Origin of the sequence: Antrihabitans cavernicola, assembly GCF_008297975.1 — a bacterium.
Taxonomy (GTDB): domain Bacteria; phylum Actinomycetota; class Actinomycetes; order Mycobacteriales; family Mycobacteriaceae; genus Antrihabitans; species Antrihabitans cavernicola.
Genome location: NZ_VLNY01000004.1, coordinates 287,924 through 310,854, shown reverse-complemented (window position 1 = coordinate 310,854; position 22,931 = coordinate 287,924). Strand labels below are relative to the sequence as shown.

At 65.5% G+C, this 22,931-nt stretch carries 23 protein-coding genes; 14 read left to right on the top strand and 9 right to left on the bottom strand.

Annotation, left to right across the window (positions count from 1 at the left end; translation table 11 throughout):
- Positions 1-16 precede the first annotated feature (16 nt).
- Entirely contained in the window at positions 17-1,135 is a 1,119-nt protein-coding gene (locus FOY51_RS11270) for a Nif3-like dinuclear metal center hexameric protein (RefSeq protein WP_149430316.1), read from the bottom strand.
- Complete coding sequence (gene cobC, locus FOY51_RS11265; protein WP_149430445.1) at positions 1,132-2,151, bottom strand: Rv2231c family histidinol phosphate aminotransferase CobC; 1,020 nt, start codon at positions 2,149-2,151, stop codon at positions 1,132-1,134. Before cobC ends, FOY51_RS11270 begins: the two co-directional genes overlap by 4 nt.
- 99 nt (positions 2,152-2,250) lie before the next feature.
- On the opposite strand from cobC, the gene FOY51_RS11260 reads away from it, so the two are divergent.
- Genes FOY51_RS11260 through FOY51_RS11250 form a run of 3 tightly spaced genes read left to right on the top strand, consistent with a single transcriptional unit; the run spans position 2,251 to position 4,206 of the window.
- On the top strand, positions 2,251-2,898 hold the full coding sequence (locus FOY51_RS11260; RefSeq protein WP_149430444.1) for an HAD hydrolase-like protein: 648 nt from the start codon (positions 2,251-2,253) through the stop codon (positions 2,896-2,898).
- On the top strand, positions 2,885-3,382 hold the full coding sequence (locus tag FOY51_RS11255) for a low molecular weight protein-tyrosine-phosphatase (RefSeq protein WP_149430315.1): 498 nt from the start codon (positions 2,885-2,887) through the stop codon (positions 3,380-3,382). The genes FOY51_RS11260 and FOY51_RS11255 overlap by 14 nt, the downstream gene beginning before the upstream one ends.
- The gene (locus FOY51_RS11250) at positions 3,370-4,206 is read left to right on the top strand and encodes an SURF1 family cytochrome oxidase biogenesis protein (RefSeq protein WP_149430314.1); all 837 of its coding nucleotides are present in this window, start codon (positions 3,370-3,372) and stop codon (positions 4,204-4,206) included. The genes FOY51_RS11255 and FOY51_RS11250 overlap by 13 nt, the downstream gene beginning before the upstream one ends.
- Here the strand turns inward: FOY51_RS11250 and FOY51_RS11245 are convergent.
- Positions 4,141-5,082 carry a cobalamin biosynthesis protein gene (locus FOY51_RS11245; RefSeq protein ID WP_149430313.1) on the bottom strand — a complete coding sequence of 314 codons (942 nt, stop codon included), beginning with the start codon at positions 5,080-5,082 and terminating at the stop codon, positions 4,141-4,143. The genes FOY51_RS11250 and FOY51_RS11245 overlap by 66 nt on opposite strands.
- 94 nt (positions 5,083-5,176) lie before the next feature.
- Between FOY51_RS11245 and FOY51_RS11240 the strand changes: the two genes are divergently transcribed.
- The 7 genes from FOY51_RS11240 (at position 5,177) to sigJ (ending at position 14,308) form a co-directional block, all read left to right on the top strand.
- The gene (locus tag FOY51_RS11240; RefSeq protein WP_235916252.1) at positions 5,177-7,408 is read left to right on the top strand and encodes an MMPL family transporter; all 2,232 of its coding nucleotides are present in this window, start codon (positions 5,177-5,179) and stop codon (positions 7,406-7,408) included.
- Between the two features lie 55 nt (positions 7,409-7,463).
- Positions 7,464-8,513, top strand: coding sequence for a 3-oxoacyl-ACP synthase III family protein (locus FOY51_RS11235; RefSeq protein WP_149430312.1), 1,050 nt, complete (start codon positions 7,464-7,466; stop codon positions 8,511-8,513).
- A gap of 1 nt (position 8,514) precedes the next feature.
- Positions 8,515-9,387: a beta-ketoacyl-[acyl-carrier-protein] synthase family protein gene (locus FOY51_RS11230; RefSeq protein WP_149430311.1), complete on the top strand. Its 873-nt coding sequence runs from the start codon at positions 8,515-8,517 to the stop codon at positions 9,385-9,387.
- A 1-nt stretch (position 9,388) separates the two neighbouring features.
- Positions 9,389-11,368, top strand: a complete 1,980-nt coding sequence (gene asnB, locus FOY51_RS11225) for an asparagine synthase (glutamine-hydrolyzing) (RefSeq protein ID WP_149430310.1) — start codon at positions 9,389-9,391, stop codon at positions 11,366-11,368.
- A complete protein-coding gene (locus FOY51_RS11220) occupies positions 11,365-12,546 on the top strand; it encodes a cytochrome P450 (protein WP_235916251.1) in 1,182 nt (393 codons plus the stop codon). The genes asnB and FOY51_RS11220 overlap by 4 nt, the downstream gene beginning before the upstream one ends.
- Positions 12,547-12,620: 74 nt before the next feature.
- The gene (locus FOY51_RS11215; protein WP_149430309.1) at positions 12,621-13,403 is read left to right on the top strand and encodes an SDR family oxidoreductase; all 783 of its coding nucleotides are present in this window, start codon (positions 12,621-12,623) and stop codon (positions 13,401-13,403) included.
- Positions 13,400-14,308, top strand: coding sequence for an RNA polymerase sigma factor SigJ (gene sigJ / locus FOY51_RS11210; protein WP_149430308.1), 909 nt, complete (start codon positions 13,400-13,402; stop codon positions 14,306-14,308). The genes FOY51_RS11215 and sigJ overlap by 4 nt, the downstream gene beginning before the upstream one ends.
- A gap of 13 nt (positions 14,309-14,321) precedes the next feature.
- Here sigJ and ald read toward each other — a convergent pair whose 3' ends face one another.
- Positions 14,322-15,434, bottom strand: coding sequence for an alanine dehydrogenase (ald, locus tag FOY51_RS11205; protein ID WP_149430307.1), 1,113 nt, complete (start codon positions 15,432-15,434; stop codon positions 14,322-14,324).
- 98 nt (positions 15,435-15,532) lie between these two features.
- On the opposite strand from ald, the gene FOY51_RS11200 reads away from it, so the two are divergent.
- Positions 15,533-16,042 carry an Lrp/AsnC family transcriptional regulator gene (locus FOY51_RS11200; protein WP_149430306.1) on the top strand — a complete coding sequence of 170 codons (510 nt, stop codon included), beginning with the start codon at positions 15,533-15,535 and terminating at the stop codon, positions 16,040-16,042.
- Here FOY51_RS11200 and FOY51_RS11195 read toward each other — a convergent pair.
- Together FOY51_RS11195 and FOY51_RS11190 are read right to left on the bottom strand one after the other, a co-directional pair.
- Complete coding sequence (locus tag FOY51_RS11195; RefSeq protein ID WP_149430305.1) at positions 16,039-16,950, bottom strand: NADP-dependent oxidoreductase; 912 nt, start codon at positions 16,948-16,950, stop codon at positions 16,039-16,041. The genes FOY51_RS11200 and FOY51_RS11195 overlap by 4 nt on opposite strands.
- A gap of 53 nt (positions 16,951-17,003) precedes the next feature.
- Positions 17,004-17,786 (bottom strand): MBL fold metallo-hydrolase, encoded by a 783-nt coding sequence (locus FOY51_RS11190; protein ID WP_149430304.1) that lies wholly within the window; start codon positions 17,784-17,786, stop codon positions 17,004-17,006.
- A gap of 70 nt (positions 17,787-17,856) precedes the next feature.
- Here FOY51_RS11190 and FOY51_RS11185 point away from each other — a divergent pair, with 70 nt between their 5' ends.
- Positions 17,857-18,825, top strand: coding sequence for a GlxA family transcriptional regulator (locus FOY51_RS11185; RefSeq protein WP_149430303.1), 969 nt, complete (start codon positions 17,857-17,859; stop codon positions 18,823-18,825).
- On the opposite strand, the gene FOY51_RS11180 is transcribed toward FOY51_RS11185, so the two are convergent.
- Genes FOY51_RS11180 through FOY51_RS27155 form a run of 3 tightly spaced genes read right to left on the bottom strand, consistent with a single transcriptional unit; the run spans position 18,805 to position 21,133 of the window.
- On the bottom strand, positions 18,805-19,206 hold the full coding sequence (locus FOY51_RS11180) for a YbaB/EbfC family nucleoid-associated protein (RefSeq protein WP_187776272.1): 402 nt from the start codon (positions 19,204-19,206) through the stop codon (positions 18,805-18,807). The two genes, FOY51_RS11185 and FOY51_RS11180, sit on opposite strands and share 21 nt — an antisense overlap.
- Positions 19,203-20,828 (bottom strand): alpha/beta hydrolase, encoded by a 1,626-nt coding sequence (locus tag FOY51_RS11175; RefSeq protein WP_149430301.1) that lies wholly within the window; start codon positions 20,826-20,828, stop codon positions 19,203-19,205. Before FOY51_RS11175 ends, FOY51_RS11180 begins: the two co-directional genes overlap by 4 nt.
- Complete coding sequence (locus FOY51_RS27155; protein WP_187776271.1) at positions 20,828-21,133, bottom strand: DUF7162 family protein; 306 nt, start codon at positions 21,131-21,133, stop codon at positions 20,828-20,830. Before FOY51_RS27155 ends, FOY51_RS11175 begins: the two co-directional genes overlap by 1 nt.
- Before the next feature lie 166 nt (positions 21,134-21,299).
- Here FOY51_RS27155 and FOY51_RS11165 point away from each other — a divergent pair, with 166 nt between their 5' ends.
- A complete protein-coding gene (locus FOY51_RS11165) occupies positions 21,300-22,034 on the top strand; it encodes an SDR family NAD(P)-dependent oxidoreductase (RefSeq protein WP_149430299.1) in 735 nt (244 codons plus the stop codon).
- Positions 22,035-22,139: 105 nt separating this feature from the next.
- On the top strand, positions 22,140-22,808 hold the full coding sequence (locus FOY51_RS11160; RefSeq protein WP_235916250.1) for a hypothetical protein: 669 nt from the start codon (positions 22,140-22,142) through the stop codon (positions 22,806-22,808).
- Positions 22,809-22,931: the final 123 nt, after the last annotated feature.

Here is a 22,931-nt window from a genome sequence, read left to right as displayed (position 1 = left end):
CCACCGTACCCCGCGATCAGCTGGTGCCGACGGTCCACGGATCGGTGCGGACTTCGGACACCCTGGTCTGCACATCGAGTGCCTCGTTCAGCACACCGGCTGCCTGCGCGCACCAGGGAAATTCGCTTGCCCAATGCGCAACGTCCACGAGCGCAGGCCCGCCCGCACGCAGATGTTCGTCGACCGGGTGATGCCGAAGATCGGCGGTGACGTAGACATCCACGCCGAGTCGGCCGACCGCGTCGAGGAACGAATCGCCTGCTCCCCCGCACACCGCGACGCGCTGCACCATCGCGTCGGGATCCCCCGCAGCGCGAACTCCCCACGCTGTGGCAGGCAGAGCTGCGTGCACCCGAGCGGTGAACTCGCGCAACGTCTCCGGCGCCGGCAGGGTGCCGACTCGGCCCAGACCCGACGCCGACGGCACGCCGGCGAGTTCGAGGATGTCGAAGGCGGGCTCCTCGTAGGGATGGGCGGCCCGGAGGGCGCCGAGCACCGCGACCCTGATGCTGCGATGCGCGACTACCTCGACACGGGTTTCCTCGACTGACTCGAGCTCGCCGACCGTCCCGATCGTCGGATTCGCTCCCGTCGCCGGCCGGAACTGGCCTGTGCCCGCCGATTGCCAACTGCATTCGGAGTAGTCGCCGACTCGACCCGCGCCCGCTGCGAACAGGGCCGACTTCACCTGCTCCGCATCGGCGGTCGGGACCATCACCACCCATTTGTCCAACGGCCGCTCGTCGACGGCGTCGATAGGTCCGGTGACACTGACGCCGAGCGCCTCGGCGAGCGCATCGGAGACGCCAGGATCGGCGGAATCGGCGTTGGTATGTGCGGTGAACAGAGCGCAGCCGGCTTTGATCAGCCGATGGACCAATGCCCCTTTGGGGGTGTGGGCGCCGACGGTGTCGACGCCGCGCAGCAACAGAGGATGGTGTACCACCAAAGCCTGTGCGCCCCAAGCGATCGCCTCGTCGACAACAGCCTCGGTCGCGTCCACGGCAAGCAGCACCCGTTCCACGGGATCGGCCGGGTCGCCACACACGAGCCCGACGGAATCCCAGCTCTCGGAAAGTGCCGACGGATACGCCCGATCAAGTACAGCGATCAGGTCCTTCAACACCACCGTCACGTCCCCGCCACCTCGATCATTGCCGCCACCAATTGGGTGGCCTCGACTGTGCCACGAACCGCAACTCGCAGATGATCGGGGCCGAGGCCGCGAAAGGTGTCGCAACGCCGAACCGCGATCCCCTTCTCGCGCAGTTCTTTTCGCACGATCTCGCCGTTGTCGACGCGCAGCAGCAGGAACGGCGCAGCGGCAGGGAGGGCGACGTCGAATCCCGCGTCGCGGAGCAGATCGATCATCGCCGCCCGATCGGAGGCGAGCTGCTGCGCTCGATCTGCCGCCAGTGCTGCCGCTTCCGGTGTGCAGCACGCCGCGATGGCCTCCAACTGCAACGACCCGATCGGCCAATGGGCCCGACCGACCTGCAACCGACGCAGCAGATCCTGTGGGCCCAGCACGTACCCACAGCGGAGCCCCGCCAACGACCACGTCTTGGTCAGGCTTCGCAGCACCAGCACATCTGGCAGCGACCGCCCGGCGACCGACTCGGTCTCCCCCGGGCAGGCATCCGCGAATGCTTCGTCCACAACCACGATCCGGCCGGGTCGGCGCATCGCCAGTATCGAATCGGCGTGGTGCAAGACCGACGTCGGGTTGGTCGGATTGCCGACGATCACCAAGTCGGCGGCATCGGGCACCAGGTTCGGATCCAGCGCGTAGGGCGGCGGGAGCAGCACCTGCTCGATCGGTACACCCGCCTCGCGCAGCGCAACCTCGGGTTCGGTGAACGACGGCTGGATCAGCGCGGCCAACGCAGGCTCGAGCCGCGGCAGTAACGCGAATCCCTCGGCACCGCCGGCAAGGAGCAGCACCTCGTCGGCGGATCGGCCGTGCCGCGCACCCACCCGCTCGCGAACCGCGAGGTCTTCCGCGGCACTCGGGTATCTGCCGAGGGTCGCGAGGCGCCCGGCAAGTCGGCGCTGCAGCCACTCGGGCGGAGCGATTCTCGCGACGTTGACCGCGAAATCGAGCAGTCCCGGGGCGGCGTCCACATCGCCGTGGTGCCGCAGGCACTCCATGTCCCCGTGCCGTAGGTGCTCCACCCGCTGATCCACAGTCGGTCAGCTTACGGCGACAATGTCAGCGTGAGATCCGATCCGACCCTGCCCGCACCGGTGATGTTGTTCGACCTGGACGGCACTCTGACCGACTCGGCGCCGGGAATCCTTGCCGGATTCCGTCACGCATTGTCGACCATCGGCGAACCCGAACCGAGCGCCGAGTTGTTGGCAACCGTGGTCGGTCCGCCGATGGTCGACACGTTTCGCGCGATGGGCATCGACGAGGTCCGTACCGCGCAAGCGATTGCCGCGTACTTCGACAGCTACGACGAGGGCGGCGGCTGGGCTGACAACAGCGTGTTCGACGGCATGGAACCGATCGTCGCCGCGCTCTCCGCGGACGGGACTCGGTTGGGCATCGCCACCTCCAAGTTCCAGGGGTACGCGGTGCGAATCCTCGAACACTTCGGGCTCGCCAAGTACTTCGAGTTCATCGGCGGTGCCAGCAAAGATCTGGAACGCCGGACCAAAGCGGATGTGATTGCGCACACGCTGCGGAACATGCAGATTGAGCCGATCGTGGGCGGTACCGAGGGCGTCGTGCTCGTCGGTGATCGCGAGCACGATGTCGCCGGTGCGGCCCACTGGGGAATTCCGACGGTCTATGCGGGCTGGGGTTACGGCGTCGACGGCGAGTCCGACGGCGCGAGCTTGATCGCCGATACCGTCCCCGACCTGGCGCGGGTGCTCGATGTCCGAGTCTGAGTTGCATGTCACCTTCGTCTGCACCGGAAACATCTGTCGGTCGCCGATGGCCGAGAAGGTGTTCCAAGGCCACCTGGAGCGCGCAGGCCTGGCGAATCGGGTGCGGGTGAGCAGCGCGGGCACCGGTTCCTGGCACGTGGGTGACGATGCCGATCCGCGAACCACGGTGGTGCTGCTCGAGCACGGCTACCGCATCGGGCATGCCGCCGCAGTGGTCGATCGAGATCACCTGGACGCCGATCTTGTGGTGGCGTTGGACTCCGGTCACCGGCGGGACCTGGCTCGGCTCGGGGTACCGGCGGATCGGCTCCGGCTGCTGCGCAGCTTCGATCCGAATGCCGACGAAGCGGATGTTCCGGACCCTTACTACGGATCAGCCGACGGATTCGACACGGTGCTCGCCCAGATCGAGGCGGCCGTCCCGGGACTACTGGAATGGGTGCGCGAGCGGTTGGCCGCTACCGTGGATACGTGCGACGACTGAAGTTCCTGCTCCGACCGGGTTGGCTGATCCTGGCGTTGCTGGTCGCCGCGTTCGCCTACCTGTGCTTTTCGGTGCTCGCGCCGTGGCAGCTGGGGAAGAACATCTCCACTTCGCACCGCAACAACCTGATCGCCGATTCGTTGAATTCCGATCCGGTCCCTGTCGAGAGTCTGATCCAGGGTGCCGGGCCCAAGAAGGACGACGAGTGGCGGCGCGTCACGGTCGAGGGCAGCTACATCCCGAACAGTGACGTGCTCCTGCGGCTGCGGTCGAACAACGATGCGCCGTCCTACGACGTGCTGACACCGGTGCGGATGAAGGACGGTCGGTCGATACTCGTCGATCGCGGTTATGTGCGACCTGTCGAAGGCACTCGCCCGCCCACGATCGACGCCGCTCCCACAGGCCCGGTCAAGCTGTCCGCGGTGATCCGAATGTCCGAAGGCGTGGTGCCGGGCAAGGATCCGATCACCGAGGACGGCTATCGCCAGGTCTACTTCATCGACTCGCCGACCGTCGGTTCGGTGCTCGGAATCGACTTGGTCAGCGGCTATCTGCAACTCGCCGACGACCAGCCAGGCGGCTTCAACGCGATCGCATTGCCGCAACTCGATGCCGGGCCGTACCTGTCGTACGGGCTGCAGTGGCTGGCGTTCGGCATCATGGCACCGCTCGGGTTGGGGTACTTCGTCCGTGCCGAACTCCGCGAGCGACGCAAGGAGCGAGAGCCCGCCGCGACGCCGGCACCGACGCTGGAGTCAGCGCCGCCTGCGCCGGTCTCGCAGGAGGACAAGCTCGCCGACCGCTACGGCAAGCGCCGCTGACGCGAGCTGGACCGTGGTGGAGAGTCGAACCGCCCGACGCAGATCCGCTCCCCCTGGGGCCGGACCGTCGCCGAGTTCGGGTCGCTGTTCGACGCCGTGACGGTAGGCCGTGCGCCCGCCGAGCGTCACCCGCAGGGCGCCGGCCATCGATGCTTCGGCAACGCCTGCGTTGGGACTCGGGTGAGCCGCGGCATCACGGCGCCACGCCCGCAACGCTTGTCGGGGCGAGCCACCGACGGTCGGCGCCAGGGCAACGGTCAGTGCACCGGCGAGTCGTGCAGGAATCAGGTTGGCGATGTCGTCGGTGCGCGCAGCGGCCCAACCGAAACGTGAGTAGCGGTCGTTGCGATAGCCGATCATCGCGTCCAGCGTGTTGATCGCGCGGTAACCCACCAGGCCGGGCACACCCGCGACGGCGCCCCAGAACAGTGGTGCCACCGTGGCGTCAGATGTGTTCTCGGCGACCGATTCCAGTGCGGCGCGAGCCAGCCCGGCGCTGTCGAGGAGATCGGGATCGCGACCGCACAGCGACGGCAACAGGGTGCGCGCCGCCAGCAGGTCGTTCGCTTCCAGATGGTCGGCCATGGTGTTTCCTGTTGCGGCCAAGGAACTTCCGCCTAGCACCGCCCATGTTGCCAGCGCCGTCGCAGGCGCTCCCCCACGACCGAGCACTACGCCGAACACGACGGTTCCCCCGACCAGGATTGCGACGTGCGCGGCACCCGCGGCGCGGCTGTCTCGGTAGGTGAGGTGTTCGAGTCGGCTTGCAGCAGTGCCGAATCCGGCAACCGGGTGCAGGCGCGTAGGATCGCGAAAGACTCGGTCGGCGCAATAGCCGATCGCCAGTCCCAGCGCACGGGCACCGCCTCTGTTCACAGTGCGAGGCTACGGCGTGCCCGAACTCGTATCACGGATGACTTACTGTCAGACCCGGTAATCACACCCAGGGCTGCACAACGAGGGGCTGCCGATGGCGGAGTTGGGGCTTGTCGGGCGCTGGGGCGTTCGCATGGCGCAGCATCGGCGTGTGGTCATCGCCGTGTGGATACTGCTGACGCTCGCGTGCGGCCTGTCGTATCCGATTCTCGATGCACGATTGCAAGCACCGGACTTGACGGTCGACCACGCCGAGTCGGTTCGTGTCGACCGGCTGCTCGGCGAGCATTTCCCCGAGCTCGGCGCGGAACAGAGCGTCATCGTCTATCACTCGCCCACGCTCACCGTGGATGCTCCCGACTACCGCGGCGCTGTCGATCGGAGCCTGACGACAGCGCGTTCCATTGCGGACGTGCGGGTACTGACAGGACCGGTGAGCAGCGGTCCTGTCACGACGATCTCCGCCGACCGGCACACCGCGTTTTCCGTCGTCGGAATCGACGGCACGATGGCGCAACGGATTGCCGTGGCGAAGCAATTGCAGTCCGATCTTCGCACCGCGGCGACGCGGGATGTGGACGTTGCCCTCACCGGTTACTCGGCGATCCAGAGCGACATGATCACCGTCGAGCGCGCCGACGCGCAGCGCGCCGAAACCATCGGCATTCCGGTTGCGTTCGCATTGTTGGCGGTGGGCCTGGGTGCGCTCGTCGCCGCAGGAATTCCCATTCTCACGGCCGTCGCAGGCCTCCTGCTGTGCATCGGCGCCCTGCTGGTGATCACCGTCTTCCGGCCGCTGGACCCATTGGCGCTGTCGACGGCGACGATGGTCGGTACCGGTGTCGGCATCGACTACGCGATGTTCGTGGTGGCCCGCTTTCGCGAGCAGCTGCGCTCGGAGCATGTCGCGGATCGCACGGACAGAACGAAAATCACTGCGGCTGTCGGTGTCTCGCTCGATACCGCGGGAAAGATGGTCCTGGCATCGGGTGTGATCGTGGTGATCTCGTTGTGCGCGCTGGTCGTCGTTCCCGCTCCGGTTTTTCGTGCCATCACCATCGGGGTCAGCACGTCGGTCGTCGCGGCAATGCTCGTCGCGACGACACTGCTTCCGGCGGTGCTGGCGGAATTGGGCCCGGCGGTCAATCGCGGCAGGCTGCCTCGCCGCGTGCACGACCGGCCCGCGGACCCGGCAAATCGGTGGGGCAGGTGGGCGCACCTGGTCATGAGAAGGCCGGTGGTCTTCGCTCTCGGCGCGCTCACGCTGCTGCTACTTGCCGCGGCGCCCGGGGTCGACATGCGCTACGGATTCGACATCGGTCTCCCGGCGCTGCATGGGACGCCGTCGGGCAGGGCCGCGGCATCGATCGCCGCCGATTTCGCTCCGGGCCTGCTGTCACCTATCGATGTGATCGCCACCGGGCCGAACGACACGCCACTCGACGCGACCGAATCGGCTGCCGCGCATCGATACGTCCAGCAACTGGCAGGCGATGCCCGGATCGCGACGACGCTGACGCGGGAGAGCGGCGGACGAGTCATGGTCTCCGTCGTGCCCGCGGTGCCGGTCGATTCGACCGCCGCAACTGATCTGGTTCGCGAACTCCGCGAGCGTGCGCACGCAGTGTCCGACAACGGTGTGAAGGTGTCCGTCGGCGGAACCACGGCGGCCCTCGTCGAGATGTCCGATGTGATCACGGCACGTCTGCCCTGGGTGATCGGGCTGGTACTCGCGTCGTCGCTGATCTTCCTCACTCTCGTCTTCCGCAGCGTCGTCCTTCCGTTGAAGGCGATCGTCATGAACCTGTTCGCGACCGGAGCTGCGCTCGGAATCACCGTCGCCGTCTTCCAGTGGGGCTACGGCGAGTCGGTGTTCGGATTCCAGAGTCCAGGATTCCTCCAGGTATTTCTCCCGATAACCGTGTTCGCCATCTTGTTCGGACTCTCGATGGACTACGAGGTCTTCCTGATTCGACGCATCAAGGAAAATTGGGATGCCGCCGATTCACAGTCCGACCGGACCAATCGCGACAGCGTCGCAACCGGCATCCAGCAGACGGCCGGGCCCATCACTGCGGCGGCGGTGATCATGGTCGTGGTGTTCGGGAGCTTTCTCACCGCCGACGTTCTGGAATTGAAACAACTGGGATTTGCGCTCGCCGTCGCCATCGCAATCGATGCCGTGGTCATCAGACTTTTGCTCGTTCCATCGCTGTTACGCCTTCTGGGACACTGGAATTGGTGGTTCCCCGGCGACGGATCGGCCACCGGAAAACGGTTGGACCACTCGGCAGCCACCGCCTCGCGCGCAACCCCGTCGCCGTGAATTCATGTGCTAGCGTGGCTCCACTCGGGGGCCGATACGGGCAATAGAGGCAGGTATGTACCGAACACGATTCGAAGCGATCGGCTCCTATACCCCGGCCGAAGAAGTGTCGACCGAGGAACTGATAGACAGGCTCGAAATTCCTCGAAACCTCGACCTCGCCGCAATCACCGGAATCCAGAGCCGCCGGGTGTACAACGCCGATCCAGCCGACTACGAGTCGTCGTTCGCCCTTGCCACCAACGCAATTGCGGACTGTCTGGAGCGCTCCGACTACACGGCCGCCGAGCTCGACATCGTGATCTCGGTGTCGATCACGCGTACCACTGCGCCCGGCTTGTTCGCCTTCGAGCCGTCCTTCTCCTTGATGCTGCGCAACTCGATCGGCGCGTTCGCTGCCAAGAACTTCGACATTTCGAATGCGTGCGCCGGAATGGTGACTGGAATCATGGTTCTGGACAGGCTGATTCGAGCGGGTGTGGTCAAAAACGGCATTGTGGTGAGCGGCGAGCAGATCACGCCCATCGCCGAAACCGCGGTTCGGGAGATCCGCGAACCCTACGATCCGCAATTCGCCGCACTGACCGTGGGCGACGCCGCAGTGGCGGTCATTCTCGACGGCCGTGGAGACGAACGGGACGCGATCCACTACGTCCAAGTCATGACCGCATCGGCCGCGGCCGAGCACTGCATCGGAATGCCCAGCGACCGATCCAACGGAATGGCGATGTACACCGACAACCGGGCGATGCAGAACGAGTCGCGGTACATGCAGGGAATCGTTCGGATGAAGGCGTTTCTGGACGAGACCCATCGAACCTGGGATTCCGAGAACTACGACTTCTGGATCCACCACCAATTCAGTGCTCCCGCAATCGAATACATCACACACTTGACCGCGGCGCACTTCGGTACCACCATGCCCGAGGCCCTGAACGTCCTCGAGGATTACGGCAATACCGCATCGACGTCCCATTTCCTCGTTCTGCACGAGCACCTGAAGAACCAAAAGATCCCGAAAGGATCCAAGATCCTGATGATTCCGTCCGCATCCGGGATGGTGTACGGATTCCTTGCGGCAACCGTGTCGCGATTGGGGGCGTGACGTGCCCACCGCGATCGTTTCATATGCGACTGACACCGACAGCTATACCGGAAGCTATTTCGAGCACGCCACCCGCGCTGCAACAGCCTGCCTCGACGCCGCCGGCGTGTCCCCCGACCGAATCGGCGCGCTGATCAACGTCGGGATCTATCGCGATTCCAATATCGTCGAGCCCGCCGTGTCGGCACTGTTGCAGAAGCGCATCGGCATCGGCCTCGAATACAGTCCCGGGCGGGTGCCCTCGTTCTCGTTCGACCTGATGAACGGGGCGTGCGGCCTGCTGGACGCGATCTCCGTTGCCGAATCCTTCTTCGCGGCAGCCGATGTCGAGTACGTTCTGCTGACTGCGGGCGATACCCATCCATCCCTGACGGCCGCCGACGACTTTCCCTACGCCAGCACCGGAGCGGCATTGTTGCTCGGTCGCGCCGATACCGCAGGCGGATTCGGGCGGGTCCATTCGGCATCGGACACAAGGCAACTCGAGCCGTACGGCAAGGTAGTTCTCGGCGAGGTGGGCATACACGGGCGATCCACCATCACCGTCGAATCCCCTGCCACCACCGTGACATTCGCGATCGACGCGATCCGCTCCTGCCTCGACGCCGAGGGTGTCGACCTGGCCTCGGCACGCCTGTTGGTGCCGGCACCGACGCCCGATTTCGCCGAACTGCTCGCCGACGGCCTCGGGGTAGCGTCGGCATCGATGATCACGGTGCCTCGTTCGGTGGGCGATCCGCATACCGCGGCACCGATCTTTGCCTACGCCAACGCAATCGAGCAGAAGGCGGTGGACCGACGGCCGCTGCTCTTCGTCGCCGCGGGCGGACCGGTTGCCGCATGCGTCTGCTACCGCCCGAACGGAGAGGCATGACATGTGCGGGATCACGGGGATAGTCGACTTCCGGTCTGCCGTCGATCCGACGCGGGTCAGCGTAATGAGCTCGGCCCAGCGCCATCGTGGCCCCGACGGTGCGGGAACGTGGCACGACCGTCACGTCGCCTTCGGGTCGCAACGGCTGGCAATCGTGGACGTCGCACACGGAACACAACCGACTGCCAACGAAGACGACACCGTCCACGTCGTTTTCAACGGCGAGATCTACAACCACAAACAGCTGCGCCGCGCACTTGCCCAGCGCGGCCACACCTTTCTTAGCCACTCCGACGTGGAGGTCATTCCCCACCTCTACGAGGAATACGGCACCGACTTCGTCGAGAAGCTCGACGGAGACTTCGCGATCGCGCTGTGGGACACGCAGTCCGAGCGACTTGTCCTGACCCGTGACCGCGTCGGTGTGAAGCCGCTGTTCTATCACCGAGACGGCGCACGAGTGGTGTTCGCATCGGAGATCAAGGCGATCTTCGCCTCCGGACTCTGCGACGTTGCGATGGACCCGCAGGGCCTCAGCGATTGCTTCTTCTACGGCCACCCGATCGCACCGGGCACGTTCTGGAGCGGTGTCACCGAGCTGCAACCGGGGACGATCGTCACCTTCGACAGAGACGGGCTGAACCAACGTCGTTATTTCACACCGTTTCTTCGTCCCGATCCGGACAAGCCGTTGCTCTCCGGTCGGGCAGCAATCGAACTGTTCGACCACACGTTCACCGAAGCGGTTCGCAAACGGCTTCCCGACGAGGTGCAGGCCGGCGTCGCGCTCAGCGGCGGCCTGGACAGTTCGGCGATCGCCGCGGTTGCCGCTGCGCGGTGCAATGCGCCGCTGACGACGGCCAGCGTCAAGCTGACCGGTGAGGACCTCGACGAGACGGATATGTCCCGGCTGGTCGCTCGGTCGCTCGGCGTATCGAACGTCGAAGCGGAGATGACCGGCGCCAGGGCGTGTGAACTACTTCCGTTGAGCCTGTGGCACTTCGAGTCGCCGTTCTGGTACGGCGCAGTCGCCACGCCGTTCCTCGATCTCACCCGGGTTGCCCGCGACCTCGGTCTGAAAGTGGCGATGTCCGGTGACGGTTCGGACGAACTTCTCGCCGGCTACGACTTCTACCGACTGATGAAGCTGAGTTCGCAGCTGGAGACACTGAGACTCGGTCGCCTGCAGCCGGCGGTGTGGCAGAGTGCAACCAAGATACTGGGAGCTCCCTCGGGCCTCGACAGCCATATCGTCAGTGTCGCAAGCAGGCTGGGGCAGTACGGGCAGCAGTACGGCGAGGTGCCGCCCTGGATCTACCTGTGGAGCGCGTTGGGCGATGCGGCGAAACCGATTCTGCGAGAGGGCCTGCCGGCACCGTCGCAACTTCCCGCGCCGCCGCCGCACGACAAGCTGCGGAGGCAACTGCATTTCGAATTCTTCACACGACTGCCCAGCTGGGTGCTTCCGATTTCGGATCGGCTCGGCATGGCGCACGGCATCGAGGTGCGGGTGCCGTACCTCGACCGCGACGTGATCGATGTCTGCGCCGAGCTGGCACCCGGAATGCTGCTCCATAGGGGCACGGAGAAGTACGTGTTGAAGCGCGCTACTGCGGACATACTGCCGAAGCCGATCACGCGGCGCCGGAAGAAGCCGTTCATGACTCCGGTCGGCGCGTGGTATCTCAGTGGGCCAGGCAGCGACATCGCACACGATCACCTGTCACGGGCCTCGGTGGAGCGATACGGAATCTTCGATCCGGCGCTGACCGAAAAGATCTGGCGCACAGCGGTGGATCGGACCGGCACGTGGGAGGGCACCGCCTCGGAGTGGGTGTCACTCGCCGTCATGTCGACGCACATGGTGCTCGACCAGTTCCGATCTCTGAAAACGGGAACCGCGAACGACACATCGGAGCGCCTCGGCAACGCCTGCTGCTCGTATCATCGCCAGCCGTCTCCCACCGGAGTCAGCGCGTGAACTCCGCGGCTCGGCACGAGTACGCGCTGCACGGTTTCGCGCAGCCTGGGCTACCCGTGCTGTTGAGCGCTGGGTCGTTGGTCAAGCCGATTCGAAAGGTGCCCCTGCTCGGCTGGCTGGTGGCCGACCCTCTGTTGGCCCGTCAGATTCACAACGACACAACGCATTTCAGCATCGTCGACGACGGCGCCTCCGGCCATTGGTGGGCCCAGATGCTCGGCGACTGGGTATACAACCTGTTCGAGGGAAAGGCGCACGTCGAGTTCAGGGCGCAGACGCACGATCTGTTCACCCCTGAGCGCTCTCGCGCCCTAGTCGACCGTGCGGTCGGCCCGATGCTGCACCGGTTGACCGCCGACCTCAGCGCGGGCAAGACGGTGGACATCGGCGATTTCGCTCGCGCCTACACGGGTCGGATCATGGTCGACCTGGTCGGCATGGGCCCGTCGCGCGGAGCCACGGACCCCGACACGCCGTATCTGGAATTGTTCGACACCGTCGAACAATTGGCCAATCTGGGCAAGGGCAGTTGGAAGACCACCACGGTGAGCAAACGCATGGCGCGCAAGGGGCACGCCCTCTCGAACAGAATTTCCGTCGGAGTGCCCGCGGCGTTCGATTCGGCGGATCCGGCGACGACCATCGGCCGATGCCGTGAGGTGGGGCTGAGCCTGGACCAGACGATCGGCGTCACGACACTGTTGGTGGTGGCCGGAACAGCAACGCTGGCAAGCACGTTGGCCCGGATGGTGGCGTTGCTTCACGACACCGGTAGTCAGCATGCACTGTTGGCGGACCCGAGCCTGATCCCCGATGTGGTTCGCGAGAGCCTGCGGGTGACCAGTTCGATGCCGATCGTGGGTCGGGGCGTCGTCGAGGACGTGACCATCGGCGGGCAGCATCTCGAGGCGGGCGATCGCGTCAAGATCATGACCTGGACCATCAACAACGAGGCAGGCGGTTTCGACCTCGACCTCGGCTACGTCGCCGATGCGCGCCAACTGTGGTTCGGCGGCGGAAAGCATTTCTGTATGGGTGCGCAGCTCACGAATTTCGAACTCACCGGTGTGTTGGAGGCGCTGATCGCACCCGGCCGACCGTGGAAAGTCACCAAGCGCCGCTATCGACGCAATGTCATGGTCCCGCTCTACGACCGCCTCGACATCGAACTCGTCTGACCGATCGGGTCGATGTCACAACCCGGTGAGCTGCGTCGTCGTCTTGATAACCAGGGCAAATCGAGGAGGACGACATGCATGTTGCAGTGATCGGTGGAACGGGTGGACTCGGCGCGCATGTGGTGAGCGAACTGCTGAATCGGGGCCATCAGGTGCGCGTCGTCAGCCGTAGTGCACCTGACCTGATGCGCGCGAACCTCACCCACCGCACGGCAGATCTCAGTACGGGCGTCGGCCTCGATGCCGCGTTCGACAACATCGATACGGTCGTAGATGCGGTGAATTCACAGAAGCAGGCGACGGCGGTACTCGTCGACGGACTGCGCCGCGTCCTGGACGCCGAGGTCCGGGCGGGCGTCGGTCACCATGTGGAGATCTCGATCGTCGGCTGCGACCGCATTCCGATCGGCTACTACCGGGCGAAGGTCGAGCAGGAGAAGGTTCTTGCCGCGGGACCGGTGCCGTGGACCTTGCTGCGCGCCACACAGTTTCACAGTTTCGTCGATGCACCGCTCGCGGCGGCCGCCAAATACCGGATCTCGCCGCACTCGCGTGCACAGTTCCAGCCCATCGACGTCGGCGAGGTGGCAGCACGACTGGCCGATGCGGTCGACACCGGTCCGTCGAATCGGGTGCCCGACATCGGTGGTCCGACCGTGTACAGCCTGACCGAGCTGGCCGAGATCCGGCGAGCACACCATGATGGTCACATGCTGGCTGTGCACATTCCCCTGCCCGGCAAGGCGGGACGCGCAATGCGCGAGGGTGCCGCGTGCCTGGACGACACCGGACGACGGGTCGGCTCGACCTACGAGCAATGGCTTGCCGACGCCACACTCGACGCGGCAACACGATGAGCGACACCGAACTGGCCGACCGCTTCGAAGAACTTCGCCCGTATCTGCGCCGAGTCGCCTACAGCACGCTCGGTAGCCTCGCCGAGGCCGACGACGTGGTTCAGGACGCGTGGCTGCGCCTGCAACGGGTCGATGCGACCGAGATCGACAACCTGCGCGGTTGGCTGACTACGGTGGTGGGTCGGCTGGCGCTGGACTCGCTCGGATCGGCCCGCTCACGACGCGAGACGTACGTCGGAAGTTGGCTGCCCGAACCGGAAGTCACCCAATGGGACGATCCGGCCGACCGAATCAGCCAGGACGAACGCGTCACGATGGCGCTGCTGGTGGTCCTCGAGACCCTGTCCCCCGCGGAGCGCACAGCGTTCGTCCTGCAGGACGTGTTCGGATTGTCCAGCGGCGAGGTCGCCGATGTCGTCGGCCGCACGCCTGCAGCGGTTCGTCAACTCGCCACCCGCGCCCGGAAGCACGTGCAAGACGGGTCGCCCAGGTTTCCGGCGTCGACCACCGAGCACCAACGCGCAGTCAGCGCGTTCGCGGTCGCATGGCGTGCGGGCGACCTGGAAGCGTTGCTGAAGGTCCTCGGCGACGACGTCACCTTCACCGCAGATGGCGGCGGCAAGGTGACAGCGGTCGCGAGGCCACTACACGGCGCGGACAGCGTGTCGTCGTTCCTCCTCCGAGTCGCGTTGACCACCTTGCGATCGCATGGCGATCAGGTGCGTGGCGGTTTGGTATCGGTGAACGGCGAACCGGGGTTGATCATCTTCGACGGCAAGGACCTGAGCGTCTATTCGTTCGTCGTCGAGAACGACCACATCACGTCCATCGACGTGATCCGCAATCCTGACAAATTGCGAAACGTGGCCGTTCCCGACGAGTCCAGCTCACGCTGGTTCGACTGAGCGCGACGGAGCACTACGAGGCGCGCAGGTGCCCGGCCATCGGATATCCGTGTGCCTCGGCGACCGCTGCCGAGAACAACTGGCCGTCGTGTGCGGAGAGCCCGTTGGCAAAGCCGGGATCCGCCGCGGTGGCCTTGCGCCAACCTTGATCGGCCAGCTTCAGCACGTACGGCAGCGTCGCGTTGGTGAGCGCGTAGGTGGACGTGTTCGGCACCGCGCCGGGCATGTTCGCCACGCAGTAGAACACCGAGTCCGCGACACGGTAGGTCGGATCCGAATGGGTCGTGGCGTGCGACGCCTCGAAGCAACCACCCTGATCGATCGCAATGTCCACCAGCACCGAGCCCGGCTTCATCCGTGCGACAAGCGAATTGGACACCAACTTGGGCGCCCGCGCGCCGGGAACGAGCACCGATCCGATCACCAGATCGGCGTCGAGGACGGCCCGCTCCAGCTCGAACTTGTTGGACGTCACGGTGGTGACCCGACCACCGAACATCTCGTCGACCTCGCGAAGCCGGGCGATGTTCAGGTCGAGAATCGTGACCTGTGCGCCCATTCCGACGGCAACGGTTGCAGCGTTGGTGCCGGCCACACCCGCGCCGATCACGACCACGTTGGCCGGACGGACACCGGGAACGCCGCCCATCAACACACCTGCACCGCCACCTGCGCGCATCAAATGATATGCGCCACACTGGGTTGCGAGCTTTCCCGCCACTTCGCTCATCGGCGCCAGCAGCGGTAGCGAACCGTTCTTGCCCTCGACCATCTCGTACGCGATCGCGGTCGTTCCGGAGTCAAGTATGGCGTCGGTGCACTCCTTCGAGGCAGCCAAGTGCAGGTAGGTGAAGAGCACTTGATCGCGTCGCATCCGCGAATACTCCTGCGCGATGGGCTCTTTGACCTTGAGCAGCAGCTCCGCCTGATCCCATACCTCGTCGGCCGTATCGACGATGCGGGCGCCGACGGCCGTGTAATCGGCGTCCTCGAATCCGGAACCCGCACCTGCCGACGTCTCCACCAGCACGTCATGACCGTGCGCGGTGAGTTCGTGTGCCCCTGCCGGGGTCAACGCGACCCGAAATTCCTGATCCTTGATCTCGCGGGGTACTCCGACCTTCATCGCCAACTCCTCGACATTGTTCGTGTGATGTAGATCAAGTGTGAACAATATTTTGCGATGTGGCTACAAGGCTGAATAACATTCTCTAAGCTCGGATCATGGTTACGGAATCTGCGGATTCACCGCCGACCCGCGGCGCTGCGCCGAACGATGTTCGGGACTTCGCCCTCGACTCGGTGGATCGCGTTCTGATCGAGCAACTGCAGCGCGATGCCCGCACACCCAACAACGCGCTGGCCTCCCTCGCGGGCATCGCACCGTCGACAGCTCTCGGCCGCGTGCGATCGTTGATCGATCGCGGCATCATTCGGGGCTTTCACGCCGCCATCGACCCTGCCGCGCTGGGACGAAATCTGGAAGCGATGATCTCCGTGCGACTGCAGGCGCATGCACGTAAACACGAAGCCTTCACCGAACGCATGGTCGGACTCGACGAGGTGCTCGACATCTATTTCATCGCAGGCGCCGACGATTATCTGTTGCACGTCGCCGTCGCCAGCGCGCATCGGTTGCGTGACTTCGTGATCGAACACCTCGGCGCGGATCCAGAGGTGGCGGGCACGGAGACTACGTTGATCTTCGAGCACCTGCGGCGTGGTCCCGACTAGTGTCCTGAGTCGATCACCAGCACGAGCTTGCCGTGAACCCTGCCCGCCTCGCCGACACGGTGTGCCTCGGCAACGTCGCCGAGCGAAACGGTCTGGGCGACCGGGAGCGAGAACTGCCCCGACTCGATCATCGCCCCGATTTCGCGCAGTGCGTGGACCGCTCGCCCGTCGTCGCCGCGGCTGAACCGCACCCCGTGCTCCTGCGCACCGGCGAAGTCGGCAATCGTGACGACATGTTCCGTACCGCCCGCAAGTGCGATGAGCTCGGGCAGAACACCGCTGCCCGCGACGTCGAGTGCGCTGTCGACGCCGTCGGGTGCGAGCGCGTGGACCCGATCGACCAGACCGTCGCCGTATTCGATGGGCTCGGCACCTAGCGACCGAAGATAGTCCTGGTTGGATCGGCCGGCCGTGCCGATCACCCGCGCGCCGCGAGCAACCGCCAGCTGAACGGCTGCGCTGCCTACACTTCCGGAGGCCCCGCTGACCAGAACGGCGCTGCCGCCGACGACTCCGAGCTGATCAAGTGCGCGCGTTGCTGTTTCGAGTGCAGCGGGCAAGCCCGCCGCACCGACGAAGTCGAGCGACGGCGGTATGGGCGCGTAGAACGAGAGCACCGCCAACTCGGCCTGGGAAGCGCTCTCGCCGGACGCGCCGAAGACCCGATCACCCACCGCCACGTCCACAACACCGGCGCCGATCTCGTCGACGATTCCGGACGCTTCGTGACCGAGCGTCTGCGGCAACTCCTGGTCCATCAGACCCTGACGCTTCTTCCAGTCGCTCGCGTTGATGCCCGCCGCGCGCACCGCAATCCGAACCTCACCTGGACCCGGATGCGGATCGGGTAGGTCGACGATCTCGAGGACCTCCGGTCCGCCGAATCGGTTGAACCGCACCGCTTTCATCGTTCGCTCCGATCTGCACCACTCGCTCGCCCCTGGTAGGCAAGTGTGCAGTGCTACACCGACGCGGCAATTCCGGGGGCCAACACCCGCAGTCGATCGCCGATGTCGTCGTACTCGAAGCTCCGCCGCAAACGCTCGAGGGTTTCCGAAAAGTGTGCCCAGCCTTCGGCGTGCACGGGAACGATCACCGCATCCCGCAGCACCTTCGCCGCCGCGACTGCCGTGCGCGCATTGAGCGTCAGATCGTTGTCGCCGAAACGACCGACGTTCGCGGCACCGGTGAACAGAATCGCCAGGTCGATGGGATCGAACCGTTCGGCGATCTGCTCGACGACCCCGACGGACGCGTTGTCACCCGACACATAGACGGTCGGTAGCTCGTCTGCCTCCAACACGAATCCGATCACGGTGCCGCTGATCGCTTCGGCGCCCTCCGGTCCGTGCAGAGCTGGGACAGCCGTGATCGCGACGCTCCCGCCATCAGGTCGGTCGACAGTTACCGACTGCCAATTGTCGAGGCCCCGAACACCGTCGATTCGATCGGCTGCCTCGTTGGTGGACAACACGATCGGGACGGTCGCCAACAATTCTCTACCCGAGGTGTCGAGATTGTCCGCGTGCTGATCGTGCGAGAGCAACACGACGTCGACCTGCCCGAGCGCATCCGGCGTCACCGCGGGCCCGACCAGCTTGTGCAGGGTGATCGGCCCGGAGGGGTAGTCCCCTGGAGCATCGAACGTCGGGTCGGTCAGCACCGACAGGCCGCCGTAGCGGAAATGCAGGGTGGGCCCGCCGACGAGCAGGGCGTCGATCTGGGTGCGGCTCGCTGTTGTCATGCCTCCACACTCTGCCGATCGAGTTGCGTTCGACAGTGACCCGAAGGCCGCGTAGCGCTAAAATCGGGCCATGCGATCCGTGGCAGTGCTGGCCTTCGACAACATCAGCCCATTTCACCTGTCGGTGCCGACCCTGGTGTTCGGCGCGGCAGGTCTGGACAGCTTCGACTCCGACTATCGAGTCGAAGTCTGCGCCGAGACGCCAGGGCCGATGACGACGCCCGCCGGCTACGACATCGTGATCCGGCACGGACTCGACGCCTTCGAGCGGGCAGACACCGTCGTGATTCCGAGTTGGATTCCGGCGAAGACCGTCTCGCCCGGACTTCGTGACGCGCTGCACCTGGCGCACCATCGCGGAGCTCGCATCGTCGGACTGTGTCTGGGTTCGTGGGCGATCGCCGAGTCCGGCCTGGCCGACGGACGCGACGTGGTGACGCATTGGTCCGCAGCCAAAGCGCTTGCGGCGACGTTTCCCCACGTGAACGTTCGCTCCGACGTGCTGTGGTCCGATCTCGGCGACATCGTCACCTCGGCCGGTGTCGCCGCAGCACTGGACTGTTGCTTGCATCTGGTCAGATCGGAACACGGCAGCGCCTATGCCATGGACCTGGCCCGCACACTCGTCCTCGCGCCGCATCGCAACGGCTCACAGGCACAATACATTCCGGTGCCCATCGCCGCCGACGCCGATCACGATCCGATCGAGCACGCCATGGTGTGGGCGCGGACGAATCTGGCCGAGCCCGTCGAGTTGGATCAGTGGGCGGCGGTCGCCGTGATGTCGCGTCGCACCTTCACCCGCCGCTTTCGCGAGCGAACGGGGAGCAGCCCGCAGCAGTGGCTATTGCAGCAACGGGCAGATCGTGCCCGCCTACTCCTGGAATCGACAAGCGAGACCGTCGAACGCATAGCCGACAGAACAGGTTTCGGGACCGCCGTGACCATGCGGCATCACTTCGGCCGCATCCTCGGAACCAGTCCCGCAGCGCACCGCGCATCGTTTCAGGATCGTTCGTCAGTAACCCCGCCGCAGTAGCGGATCGTGCAGGATCGACGTGGCCTCGAACCTGCCACTCGGTTCTTCTACGTCCAATGTCGTTTCGATCGTGCGGGCCACCCGTGCGACAGCTGGGACCTCCGCCAGTTCCTGTCGCACCGCCCGGGCCGCACAGTCCGCCTCCGCAAGGGCGGCACGGTGCACTTGCGAGATCAATTCCGCCATCCGCTCCGATCCCAGCCCCACTGCGTCTTCGCTGATCGCCAGCTCGCAGATTCTGCCGTCCGCTCCGACTTGCACGCTCACCTCACCGCACGAGGACGTGGCGCGCCCGCGAACCTGCTCGACGCCGTCCTGCACGCGCCGCGCACGCCTGGCGACTGCGTCCAACTCATGAGTGTTCACGACAATCTTGTTCACGACTCCCCCTGTCCGACAATGATTTTCCCCATCTGCACCAAGGCTGGATTGCCCCGATCCCAGTACGCGCTGTGCGATCCCGGCGGCGCCGACAGCACGGTTGCACCGAACGAATCGCGCGCCGGGTTGGGCCCGTGTGCCAGGTCGCCGACCAGATCCGCGATCATCGGCACCGGATCGGTCGGCGATGCGATCACGAAGACGTGCGACCGGTTGTCCGACGGCGAACGGTTGTCCGACAGCGACCGGTTGTCCGACAGCGCAGTGCCGTCGAGTCGAAGATCGTCGACGCGGGACACTTCGACGCCGGGGCTACCGACGAACACCAGATCGTCGGCGGCCAACGATCCGCCCTGGCTCGCCGCCACTCCGATCAGCGTGCTGCCGTAACTGTGGCCGATAACCACGTTGTGGGACGGGCCACCGAATCGGACGGCGCGCAAGCCGTCCTGAAAGCGATCGAGCTCGGTAGCGCCGCGCTCGGCGAATCGATCGCCTGCTGCATCCGGAACGATGCTCTGCGGTGCGTTGTAGCCGTTCCACGCGATCACCGAAGTGGATGCTTGCGCATCCGCTGCCGTAGCCGCGTCGAGCATGGCGCGCGATCTGTTCAGGTCCCCGCCGATATGGGTGAGGGTGGAACCGGTGCCGGGAACGAACGTCGCGACGTTGTCCGCGGTGTCAGGATTGTTCAAAGCCAGTGCCGCGCGGCCGTGGTCGTCGATGTGCAGCAAGAACCTCGGCACGTCCTGGACCTCGAGTTGCTCGCGAACGGCGCTGTACCCGGCGGCCTCGGTCATGAGCGCGGTTCTGGCCCAGTCGCTTTCGCGATTCGGTAGGCGATCGAGGAATTCCAGGTCTGCCCGGGCGCGCTCCGCCAGCCGATCGAGGTAGCGCCGGTTGTAATGATCTCTGTCGTTGGCGGGCATGCCGTCGCGATTGCCGATCGTCTGGTCGTAGGCGAACAGCGCGTCCTTGTCGACGGACCCGAGTTTGGACCAGAAGGCGGCGAACGCCTTCGGATCGTCGGGCAGAAAGGCGTAGCCCTCGATGACAGCACGAACAGGCTCCGCCAACGGGTTGCCGCCCGGCGCGTGCAGCAGGCTCTCGACATCTCCCGATACGACGGCAAGCCGCCGGGCGGAGGACTCGTCGATCTCGCCCGCGGAATCGAGTGCGGCAAAAAGACGTGCCTGCAGCGTCGCCGCGCGTTCGTCCAGCTGCGATTGGAAAAGCAAGTCCAGCAATGGATTGCCGGACGCAAAGGTCGGTGCCGTCACGCTGCCGTCGTCGCCTACCGTGAAGCCGGATTCGGTGGCCTCGGTGGCGATGCCCAACGCGGACGAGGTGGCAGGGCCCAGCACCGCCGCGGCTCCACTCAAGGCATCGGCCGTGGCGAACACAGCGGTGACGATGTGCGTTCCGCTCAGTGTGCTCGACAGTGCGCGCGCCGACGCAGCGGTCGCGGCGGCTCCCTGCCATGCGAGCATTGCCTGGTCGACATGCCTGTCCACCAACACGATTGCGTCGTCGAAGGCTCTGATCACCGTCGCGAGATCGGCGCCTGCGGTGGCGAGAGCTTCCGGACGCCAGCCCCGCAATTGGGTGAGCGTCGTACGCACTACAAGCCGAGTCGGTAGAGCATGAACTGGCGGCGAAACGCCTCTTCGGTCGCGTCGTAACTGGTGGCGTTCGTCTGCGCCGCAGCTGACATCGACCTGATCTGATCTGCCATGCGGCGATACGACTTCGCCACCGGATCGGCGGCCGCGCCCACCGCAGCACCCACCTGCGACGACGGCATTTCGAGCGCCGCAGCCGCTATCGGTCGAGCCGGATCGAGTTGCGCCACTTGATCTGCGTCGTCGTTCAAGGCAGTCGCCAGGCCGCGTAAGGCAGCCGTGTCGACTTCGAGATTCGTCCCCATTGTCGCCATCCCCCCCGGAATGAATGTGCGTCGATCCGCACTGGTCGCGATGCTAGCAGCATTCCATTCGCGAATCCGCGGGAAAAGAGCGATCTCACGAATCGCAGGCGCACAGCGTCTTCCAGGTTGAGCGCACTCGCTCCTCCACCGAATCGATTGGATACCCATGACCGTCGCACTCGTCACCGGCGCAAATCGCGGACTCGGCTTCGCCACCAGCAAGGCACTCGCCCAGGCTGGTTATTGCGTCGTTCTCACCGCACGGCGTCGTGATCGGGCAGAGAGCGCTGCCGCAGAACTGCGCGCGAACGGCTTGGACGTGCAGGCAGCCGAGCTCGACGTGACGTCCGCGCGGAGCATCGCCGCCGCTCGCGATCAGATCGAAAGAACCGTTGGGCGTCTCGACGTGTTGGTCAACAATGCCGGCATCCTGCCGGAGGCAACTGATGCCACCGACCACGAGTTCGCGGACCTCGATACTTTTCGATCGACATTCGAAACCAACGTTTTCGGGGCGGTCGCCGTCACCGAAGCCCTTCTCCCGTTGCTGCGGCGAAGCGCGATGGGACGCATCGTGAACGTTTCGAGCACGATGGGCTCACTCGGTGATCAAGCCGACCCGAGCTCGCCCTACTTCCAGACGATCGTGCCTGCCTATCAAAGCTCCAAAGCAGCGTTGAACAGCATCACCATCAGCTTGTCCAAGCGACTTGCAGACTCCGGGATCACGGTGACGTCCGTCTGCCCCGGCTTCGTACAGACCGATCTCACCCCGATCAACCGCGAACAGGCTCCGCTCACCGCGAGCCAGGCGGCGGCCGTCGTGGTCGCAGCCGCCACACTTCCCGCCGACGCACGATCGGGAACGTTCGTCGATTCGAACGGCCCTGTCGCCTGGTAGCGGACGTCGATTTCGCGCCTCTCGCACATTCGCACCAATCCGCACCCGCGTCGGGTCCGAATAGCTCGCAAGTTGTGCGACAAACCGACGAAAGAGGTCATGGAGATGGGCACGCAGAAGCACGGACGCCACAGGGCCCAGGTGCAAAGGCATCGCACGAGCTCCATGGTCGCTGTCGGCGCGGTTCCGCTGGTCATCGCCGTCGCAGGTGCCGGTGCGGCAAACGCCGCCCCCGCACCTGCCCCCGTCGCACCCCAGGCGCAGGCGCTCCAGCCCGCTCTGACTCCGGTCGCGGCTCCGATCGCGCCCCCGCCGGGAAAGATCCGCATGGGCGATGTGCAGATCGACACCCCGTACTTCGTCGACGCAGGCCAGGCCAAGATGGTCAACGACGCCGCCGCAGGCGCCGAGGCGCAGACCGCCGACTTCTATATGTCGCAGGGCGTGGACCCCGCCCGTGCGCAGAGCGCTGCCGGGGCCACGATCGGTGACGCCGCTGTCGGTGCCACCGCCGCAACACTGACCGTCGGTCTTCCCCTGGCCGCTGCTGGTGGCCTCGTCGGCGGTGTCGCCGGCCTGATCGCCGGTGTTCCGTTCCTTCCGGCCGGACTGGTGGTCGGGCCGCCGCTCGGTGCTGCCATCGGCGCCGTCGTCACCGCCGCACCGTTCGCCGTGATCGGCGGCGCGATCGGCGCGGGCGTAGGCGCCGCTCGCGGCCTCACAGCTCCGCCCGGACCCGCGCCGGCGCCGGTGAACGGCGTAGTCGCCCAATAGGTAGGGCAGGCACAGACTCGGGCGCCCGTCATGTCGGTGTCGCGTCACTATGCGAGGTCATGAGCTTCGCGACGTTCGATCACCATTGTCGAGAAGATCGTCATACAAAGCCGACTGCTCCGG